Annotated in this window: 7 protein-coding genes; 5 read left to right on the forward strand and 2 right to left on the reverse strand. The window is 71.2% G+C overall.

Translation table 11 applies throughout. The features are described from left to right. The 3 genes from IM725_RS18845 to trmB all read left to right on the forward strand — a co-directional run. Positions 1–1,068, forward strand: a 1,068-nt coding sequence (locus tag IM725_RS18845; RefSeq protein ID WP_227753946.1) for an NAD(P)/FAD-dependent oxidoreductase, incomplete at its 5' end; no start/stop codon positions are given. A 6-nt stretch (positions 1,069–1,074) separates the two neighbouring features. Then, entirely contained in the window at positions 1,075–1,953 is an 879-nt protein-coding gene (gluQRS, locus tag IM725_RS18850) for a tRNA glutamyl-Q(34) synthetase GluQRS (protein WP_193782180.1), read from the forward strand. Beyond that, positions 1,949–2,716 carry a tRNA (guanosine(46)-N7)-methyltransferase TrmB gene (trmB, locus tag IM725_RS18855; protein ID WP_193782186.1) on the forward strand — a complete coding sequence of 256 codons (768 nt, stop codon included), beginning with the start codon at positions 1,949–1,951 and terminating at the stop codon, positions 2,714–2,716. The genes gluQRS and trmB overlap by 5 nt, the downstream gene beginning before the upstream one ends. Before the next feature lie 78 nt (positions 2,717–2,794). On the opposite strand, the gene alaS is transcribed toward trmB, so the two are convergent. Then, positions 2,795–5,419 (reverse strand): alanine--tRNA ligase, encoded by a 2,625-nt coding sequence (alaS, locus tag IM725_RS18860; protein ID WP_193782181.1) that lies wholly within the window; start codon positions 5,417–5,419, stop codon positions 2,795–2,797. Positions 5,420–5,516: 97 nt separating this feature from the next. On the opposite strand from alaS, the gene IM725_RS18865 reads away from it, so the two are divergent. Continuing rightward, positions 5,517–6,995, forward strand: coding sequence for an NAD-dependent succinate-semialdehyde dehydrogenase (locus IM725_RS18865; protein ID WP_193782182.1), 1,479 nt, complete (start codon positions 5,517–5,519; stop codon positions 6,993–6,995). A gap of 149 nt (positions 6,996–7,144) precedes the next feature. Further along, on the forward strand, positions 7,145–7,963 hold the full coding sequence (locus IM725_RS18870; protein WP_193782183.1) for a mechanosensitive ion channel family protein: 819 nt from the start codon (positions 7,145–7,147) through the stop codon (positions 7,961–7,963). Here IM725_RS18870 and IM725_RS18875 read toward each other — a convergent pair. Further along, complete coding sequence (locus IM725_RS18875; RefSeq protein ID WP_193782184.1) at positions 7,896–8,975, reverse strand: AraC family transcriptional regulator; 1,080 nt, start codon at positions 8,973–8,975, stop codon at positions 7,896–7,898. The two genes, IM725_RS18870 and IM725_RS18875, sit on opposite strands and share 68 nt — an antisense overlap. Positions 8,976–9,063: the final 88 nt, after the last annotated feature.

Consider the following 9,063-nt stretch of genomic DNA (forward strand, 5'->3'; position numbering starts at 1 on the left):
GCCCCCGACCGCCTCCCCTCCACGCCTTCCCACGTCGCCGTCGTCGGCGCCGGCATCGCCGGCCTCGCCTGCGCCCGCACCCTGGTGCAGGCCGGCCTGCGCGTGACGGTCTTCGAAAGCGGCAACGACGTGGGCGGGCGCACCTGCAGCGTCGAATCCCCCTTCGGCACCTTCGACGCCGGCGCCCAGTACTTCACCGTGCGCGACGCGCGCTTCGAGCAGGCGCTGGCCACCGCACCGGGCGCCGTGAAGCGCTGGAGCGCGAACGCGGTGCGCGTGCTGGATCCGCACGGCCGCGTGGTCGAGGCCGCCCTGCCCGCGCGCGAATCGCACTGGGTGGGCACGCCGGGCATGGACGAACTCGCGCGCCAGTGGGCGCGCCCGCTGCGCGACGCCGGCCAGGTGGAACTGCAGACCCGCGTCACGCGCATCGAGCGCGACGCGCTGGCGCCCACGCGCTGGCAGTTGCAGACGGCCGGTCCGCAGGACGCGGTGCACGTGTTCTCGGGCTTCGACGCCGTGCTGCTGGCGATCCCGGCCGCGCAGGCCGGCGGCCTGCTCGCCGCCTCGCCCTCGCTGGGCGGCCTGGCCGAACCGCTGGCCGCCGTGGACGTGGCGCCCTGCTGGACCCTGATGGTGGCCTATCCGCAGGCGGTACAGCCCACGCTGCCGCACCTGGGCCCGCAGTGGAACGCGGCGCTCAGCACGCACCACCGCGTGGCCTGGCTGGCCCGTGAGTCGTCCAAGCCCGGGCGCGGCCCCGTGGAACGCTGGACCGTGCAGGCCAGCGCCGACTGGTCGCGCGAGCACCTGATGGACGACGGCCACCGCGTGCTGGCCAAGCTGCTCAAGGCCTTCGGCGAGGTGACCGGCATCCTGGCCGAACCCAGCCACGCGGAAGTGATGCGCTGGCGCTGGGCCAAGACGATGGCCCCCCTGGGGCAGTCCCACCTGTGGCACCCGCGCGAGCGCATCGGCCTGTGCGGCGACTGGTGCACCGGGCACCGCGTGGAGGACGCCTTCCTCTCCGGCCTGGCGCTGGCACTGGACCTCATCGCCCACGGCTGACCCGGCATGGCCTGCCGCGGCCGCTTCGCCCCCTCGCCCACCGGGCCCCTGCACGCCGGCTCGCTGGTGGCGGCCCTGGCCAGCTGGCTGGACGTGCGCGCCGCCGGTGGCCGCTGGCTGGTGCGCATCGAGGACGTGGACGGCCCGCGCTGCGTGCCGGGCGCCGACCGCGAGATCCTCGCCCAGCTCGCCGCCTGCGGCCTGCACCCCGACGAGCCGCCGGTGTGGCAGTCGCAGCGCGGCGCCTTGTACGAGGCCGCCCTGCAGCGGCTGCTGGCCGCCGGACGCTGCTACCCCTGCGCCTGCTCGCGCAAGGACATCGCCGCCGAACTGGCCCGGCGGGGCCAGGCCGTGCAACGGCATGGCGAACTGGTCTATCCCGGCACCTGCCGCGCCGGCCTGCACGGGCGCGAGCCCCGGGCCTGGCGCTTCCGGGTGGCGCCGGGCACGGTGCACTGGGCAGACCGCCGCCTGGGCCCGCAACAGCAGGATGTGGAGCACGCGGTGGGCGACTTCGTGCTGCGCCGCGCCGACGGGCTGTGGGCCTACCAGCTCGCGGTGGTGGTGGACGACGCTGGGCAGGGCATCACGCACGTGGTGCGCGGCGAGGACCTGGCCGACAACACGGCGCGCCAGCTGCAACTGCAGCAGGCGCTGGGCCTGCCCGTGCCGCGCTACCTGCACACGCCGCTGGTGCTGGCGGCCGACGGGCAGAAGCTGTCCAAGCAGAACGGCGCCGCGCCCCTGCAGCTGCGCGACCCGCTGGCGGCCCTGAACGCGGCCGCCGCCGTGCTGGGGCTGCCGCCCCAGGCGGGCCCGCTCGCCGACGCGCTGGCGGCCTGGGTACAGGCCTGGCGGGCCTCCTACAATCCCGGCGGTGATTGAAGACGCCGACTCCGCGGGCCACAGGCCCGACCCCAGCGCCCCAGAGGCACCCGCCACCGAGGCTGCAGCCGCGACCGGCCAGGCCGCGGGCGCCGCCCATCCGCGCACCATCCGCAGCTTCGTCAAGCGCGCCGGCCGCACCACCACCGGCCAGGCCCGCGCCTTCGCCGAGCTGGGCCCGCGCTTCGTGCTGCCCTTCCAGCCCCAGCCCCTGGACCTGGCGCAGGCCTTCGGCCGCGCCGCGCCCACGGTGCTCGAGATCGGCTTCGGCATGGGCGATGCCACGGCGAAGATCGCGCACGGCATGCCGGACACGGACTTCCTGGGCTGCGAGGTGCACGAGCCCGGCGTGGGCGCGCTGCTCAAGCACATCGGCGACCTGGGACTGACGAACATCCGCATCCTGCAGCACGACGCGGTGGAGGTGCTGCAGCAGATGCTGGCGCCCGGCGTGCTGGCGGGCGCGCACATCTTCTTCCCCGACCCCTGGCACAAGCTGCGCCACAACAAGCGCCGCCTGGTGCAGCCGCCTTTCGTCGCGCTGCTGGCCTCGCGCATCGCGTCGGGCGGCTACATCCACTGCGCCACCGACTGGGAGCCCTACGCCCACCAGATGCTGGAGGTGCTGGCCGCCGAGCCCACGCTGGAGAACACGGCCGAAGGGTTCGCGCCCCGGCCGGCGTACCGGCCCCTGACCAAGTTCGAGAACCGCGGCCTCAAGCTGGGCCACGGTGTCTGGGACCTGGTTTTCCGCAAGCGCTGACCGCGCCCGGGCAGACGGACGAAGGGCCGCGATCGCGGCCCTTTCTCATTGGGGGCCGGCGTGCGCCGGCCTGCGGCCTCAGGCCCGCTCGGCCACCCAGGCCTGCACCGACTGCAGCGCCGCGGGCAGCTTGCTCGCGTCGGTGCCGCCGGCCATGGCCATGTCGGCCTTGCCGCCGCCCTTGCCGCCCACCTGCTGGGCGACGAAGTTCACCAGCTCGCCGGCCTTGACCTGGCCCATGCGGTCGGCGGTGACGCCGGCCGCGATCTGCACCTTGCCGCCGTCCACGGCGGCCAGCACGATGGCGGCGCTCTTGAGCTTGTCCTTGAGCTTGTCCAGCGTGTCGCGCAGGGTCTTGGCGTCGGCCCCGGCCAGCGTCGCCGCCAGCACCTTCATGCCCTTGACGTCGACCGCCTGGGCCACCAGTTCGTCGCCCTGGCTGGAGGCCAGCCTGCCCTTGAGCGCGCCGACTTCCTTCTCGAGGCCGCGCACCTGTTCCAGCACCTGGCCCACGCGCGACTGCAGCTCGGCGGCGGGCGCCTTGAGGGCGCCGGCCAGGCGGTTCACCGTGTCTTCCAGCTGCTGCAGGTAGGCCAGCGCGTTGGCGCCGGTGACGGCCTCGATGCGGCGGATGCCGGCGGCCACGCCGCCCTCGCCCACCACCTTGAACAGGCCGATGTCGCCGGTGCGCTGCACGTGCGTGCCGCCGCACAGCTCGCGGCTGGAGCCGATGTCCAGCACGCGCACGGTGTCGCCGTACTTCTCGCCGAACAGCATCATGGCGCCGGTGGCCTTGGCCGACTCGATGTCCATGACCCGCGCCTGGGTGGCGTGGTTCTGCAGGATCTCGGCGTTCACGCGGGCCTCGATCTCGCGCACCTGGGCGTCGGTGATGGGCGCGTTGTGCGTGAAGTCGAAGCGGGTCTTGTCGGGGTCGACCAGCGAGCCCTTTTGCTGCACGTGCTCGCCCAGCACCTCGCGCAGGGCCTTGTGCATCAGGTGGGTGACCGAGTGGTTGCGCATGGTGGCCTGGCGGCGGACCATGTCGACCTGGGCCGTGACGGCATCGCCCACGCCCAGCGTGCCATGGGCGAGCTTGCCGTGGTGGCCGTACACGTCGGCCTTGATCTTCTGCGTGTCCGCCACCTCGAACAGGGCGGAACCGGCCACGATGCGGCCGCTGTCGCCCACCTGGCCGCCGCTCTCGGCGTAGAAGGGCGTGCTGTCCAGCACCACGATGCCCTCCTGGCCGCTCTTGAGCTCGGCCACGGGCGTTCCGTCGACGTACAGGGCCACCACCTTGGCGGCCTCTTCCAGCTTCTCGTAGCCGACGAAGAGATTGCCACTGCCGGTGTAGTCCAGCACGCGGTCCATCTTGAACTTGCCGGCAGCGCGGGCCTGGGCCTTCTGGCGGTCCATGGCGGCGTTGAAGCCGGCCTCGTCCACCGAGACGCCGCGCTCGCGGCACACGTCGTTGGTCAGGTCCAGCGGGAAGCCGTAGGTGTCGTGCAGCTTGAAGGCGACGTCGCCGGCCAGCACCTTGGCATCCCCGGCCAGCGCGGCGTCGAGGATCTCCATGCCGTTTTCCAGCGTCTCGTAGAAGCGCTCTTCCTCGGCCTTGAGCACGTCCATGATGCGTGCCTGGGCGGCCGCCAGGTGCGGGTAGGCCTCGCCCATCAGGCGCACCAGCTCGGGCACCAGCTTGTAGAAGAAGGGCGTCTTGCGGCCCAGCTTGTAGCCGTGGCGGATCGCGCGGCGGATGATGCGGCGCTGCACGTAGCCCCGGCCCTCGTTGGAGGGGATCACGCCGTCGGCCACCAGGAAGGAGGTGGCGCGGATGTGGTCGGCGATCACGCGCAGCGAGGGGTTCAGCAGGTCGGCCGTGCCCGTCTCGCGGCCAGCGGCCTCGATCAGCGCTTGGAACAGGTCGATCTCGTAGTTGCTGTGCACGTGCTGCAGGATGGCGGCCAGGCGCTCCAGGCCCATGCCGGTGTCCACGCAAGGGGCGGGCAGCGGCTTGACGCTGCCATCCGGCTGCATGTCGAACTGCATGAACACGTGGTTCCAGATCTCGATGTAGCGGTCACCGTCGGCGTCCGGGCTGCCCGGGGGGCCACCGGGAATCTCGGGGCCGTGGTCGTAGAAGATCTCCGAGCAGGGGCCGCAGGGGCCGGTGTCGGCCATCATCCAGAAGTTGTCGGACTGGTACTTCGCGCCCTTGTTGTCGCCGATGCGCACCACGCGCTCGGGCGGCAGGCCGATCTCCTTGGTCCAGATGTCGTAGGCCTCGTCGTCGTCGATGTAGACGGTGGCCCAGAGCTTGTCGGCCGGCAGCTGGAAGACCTGGGTCAGCAGCTCCCAGCCCCACTTCAGCGACTCGCGCTTGAAGTAGTCGCCGAAGCTCCAGTTGCCCAGCATCTCGAAGAAGGTGTGGTGGCGGGCGGTGTAGCCCACGTTCTCGAGGTCGTTGTGCTTGCCGCCGGCGCGCAGGCAGGCCTGCACCGAGGCCGCGCGCACGTAGGGCCGCTTGTCCGTGCCCAGGAACACGTCCTTGAACTGGACCATGCCCGAGTTGGTGAACATCAGGGTGGGGTCGTTCCCCGGCACCAGGGGGCTGGAGGCGACCACGGTGTGGGCCTTGTCCTTGAAGAACTCGAGGAAGGTCCTGCGGATGTCTGCGACGGTGAACTGGGGCGTGCTCATGGGTGGGCTCAGCTGAACATTCGATTATAGGTTTCGAGGGTTTGGCGCTCCCGCTACCATTTCGGATTCCCTCCCAAAAAAGCCCCAGGAGCGCAAGATGGACATGAAGACTTCCCCGCTGGCCCTGTTGAAGGACCCCAGCCTGCTCAAGACGGACGCCCTGATCGCCGGGCAATGGGTGGCGGGCGACGCCCGTTTCGAGGTGACCGACCCCAGCAACGGCGCCCGCCTGGCCGACGTGGCCAACCTGGGCGAGCTGGAGGCCGAGCAGGCCATCGCGGCCGCCAATGCCGCCTGGCCGGCCTGGCGGGCCAAGAGCGGCAAGGAGCGCGCGGCCATCCTGCGCCGCTGGTACGACCTGCTGATGGCCAACCAGGAGGACCTGGGCCGCCTGATGACCGCCGAGCAGGGCAAGCCCTTCGCCGAGGCCAAGGGCGAGGTGGCCTACGGCGCCAGCTTCGTGGAGTGGTTCGCAGAGGAGGCCAAGCGCGTCAATGGCGAGACCCTGCCGCAGTGGGACAACAACCGCCGCCTGATGGTGCTGCGCCAGCCGGTGGGCGTGTGCGCCGCCATCACGCCCTGGAACTTCCCGCTGGCCATGATCACCCGCAAGGTCGCGCCCGCACTGGCCGCCGGCTGCCCGGTGGTCATCAAGCCGGCCGAGCTCACGCCGCTCACGGCGCTGGCCGCCGCCGAGCTGGCCCTGCGCGCGGGCATCCCGGCCGGCGTGCTCAACGTCATCACCGCCGACAGCGCCAACAGCATCGCCATCGGCAAGGTGTTCTGCGCCAGCGACGTGGTGCGGCACATCAGCTTCACCGGCAGCACCGAGGTCGGCCGCATCCTGATGGCGCAGAGCGCGCCCACCATCAAGAAGCTCTCGCTGGAGCTGGGCGGCAATGCGCCCTTCATCGTCTTCGACGACGCCGACATCGACTCGGCCGTGGAAGGCGCGATCGCCAGCAAGTACCGCAACGCCGGCCAGACCTGCGTGTGCGCCAACCGGCTCTACGTGCAGGAGGGCGTGTACGACGTCTTCGTCGAGAAGTTCGCCGCCAAGGTCCAGGCCATGAAGGTGGGCAACGGCTTCGAGGACGGGGTGGTGCAGGGCCCGCTGATCGAGGACGCCGCCGTGGAAAAGGTGGAGCGCCACGTGAAGGACGCCGTCGCCAAGGGCGGCCGGGTGGTGGTGGGCGGCCAGAAGCTCAAGGGCCAGTTCTTCCAGCCCACGGTGATCGCCGACGCCACGGGCGACATGCTGTGCGCCCGCGAGGAGACCTTCGGCCCGCTGGCCCCGGTGTTCCGCTTCAAGACCGAGCAGGAGGCAATTGACGCCGCCAACAACACCGAGTTCGGCCTCGCCAGCTATTTCTACAGCCGCGACATCGGCCGCATCTACCGGGTCGGCGAAGCGCTGGAATACGGCATGGTGGGCATCAACGTGGGCATCATCGCCACCGAGCACGTGCCCTTCGGCGGCGTGAAGCAGTCCGGCCTGGGCCGCGAGGGCTCGCACCACGGGATGGACGAGTACCTGGAGATCAAGTACCTCTGCATCGGCGACATCCAGAAGTGAGGGGACGGCCCCGCCGGGCCGGCGGGGCGCATGAAGCCTCCTACAGCCGCCGCTGAAGCGCGCTGACCCGGACTGCGCAAGCCCGGGCGGAAAGTGAAAGCCACAACGCGGGCATGGGGCCCGCGGCATTCACTTGTCCGGAGCCTCTCATGCAATCACAGATCAGCGACTGGAGCAGCGCGATGATGACCTCGCTGGCATCCGCGATGGCGCTCTTCCTATCGGCCATCCCGAAGATCATCGGGTTCGCCGTCATCCTCATCGTCGGCTGGTTCATCGCCTCGCTCGTCGAGAAGGGGGTTGCCGCCCTCTTGCGGGCGGTGCACTTCAACAACCTGGCCGAGCGGTCCGGCTTTGCCGACTTCGTCTCCAAGATGGGCTCCAGCATGGACTCCTCGGGGATGATCGGGCTGGTGGTGAAGTGGTTCGTGCGCCTGATCGCGCTGGTGGTCGCGTTCGACGCGCTGGGCTTGCCGGCCGTCTCGGACGTGCTGCGCGAACTGCTGATGTGGCTGCCCAACGTGGTCGTGGCGCTGGTGGTGCTGGTGATCGGCGGCTTGGCGGCGCGGGCCCTGAGCAACCTGGTGCGGGGCGCGGCGTCCGAGGCCGGCATCACGAACTCCAACTTCCTGGCCAAGCTGGCCACGGTGCTGGTGTGGTCCTTCGCCATCGTGGTGGCGGTCAACCAGATCGGCATCGCGACCACCCTGGTCAACACCCTGTTCATGGCCTTCGTGGGCGCGCTGGCCCTGGGCGCCGGCCTGGCCTTCGGCCTGGGTGGGCGTGACACGGCGGGCGAGATCGTGCGGCGCATGTACGACACCGCCCAGAAGAACAGCGGCAAGATGAGCCAGGCGGCCGACGCGGTGCAGCGCCGCGCGGCCGAGAACGCCAACAACTTCAGCGACCGCGGCGGCCAGTACCGTCCGAACCCGGCCGACCGCCGGCACGGGAGCGAGGGCGGCTGAGCCCGCCCGCGGCCAGGCTGGGCGCCCGCTCCAGCCTGGCGCTGGCCACCGTGCCGAAGCGCAGCCGGTGCCAGCGTGAGAAGGCGCTGGGTTCGGAAAACCCCAGCAATGAAGCCACATCCGCGAGCGGCCGGGTGCCCTCCTTGAGGTAGCGCTCCAGCAGGTCTTCGCGCACCCCGTTGAGCAGAATGCTGAAGCTGGTGCCCTCGCGCACCAGCTGCCGCGCCACGGTGCGCCGGTCCACGCCCAGGTGCTCGGCCACCACCTCCACCCGGCAGTGGCCGCGCGGCAGCAGCAGCACGATGAACTCCCGCACCCGGTCGGCCACGCACGCGCGCCGGCGCACACCGGGCCCCAGCAGGCGCGCGGTGTAGCGCGCCATCACCGGGTCGGCCGCGGCGTTGGGCGCGTCCAGGTCCGCCGCATTGCAGACCATGCCGTCGAACTCGTGGCCGAACTCCACCGCCGGCCCGAACAGGCGCCGGTGCGCGGCGGTGTCCCCCGGTGCCGGGTGCGAGAAGCACACCAGCCGCGGCCGCCAGCCGGCGCCCATGAAGATGCCCAGCACCCGGAACATCACTGCGACCACCAGCTCGGTCGCCTGCACCTGCGGCCGGCCGTCGCCGGCGTCCAGGTGGGCCCGGATGGTCACCAGGTTGCCGACCTGCTCGGTGTGGATGGACAGCGCCTCGTTGTGCAGGTGCAGGTTGGCCACGATGGCCTCCAGCGCCTGGCGCAGCGTGGGCTCGTCGCGCACCAGCAGGCCCAGCGGTCCCAGGTTGGACAGCCGCCGCGAGCCGGCCAGCTGGACCCCGAAGGCCGGCTCCCTGCACTGCTGCGCCGCCAGGTCCAGCACCCGGCCCACCGCCGCGGCCGGCACCATCAGGTCGGGATCGTCCAGCGCGCGGCGCGGCAGGCCCACCTGCGGCAGCAGCGCGTAGGCGTCCACGCCATGCGCCCCGCACAGGGCGGCGAAATGGGTCAGGCTGGCGCTGCGCAGCAGGGCGGCCATGGCATCTCCCAGGGATGAGGGTTTTCACCCGGTGTCCCGAAATGTTAATCGCATGTCCCGTAATGTCACTGTCTTTTATTCACATCTT

The organism is Ramlibacter aquaticus (assembly GCF_015159745.1).
Taxonomy (GTDB): domain Bacteria; phylum Pseudomonadota; class Gammaproteobacteria; order Burkholderiales; family Burkholderiaceae_C; genus Ramlibacter; species Ramlibacter aquaticus.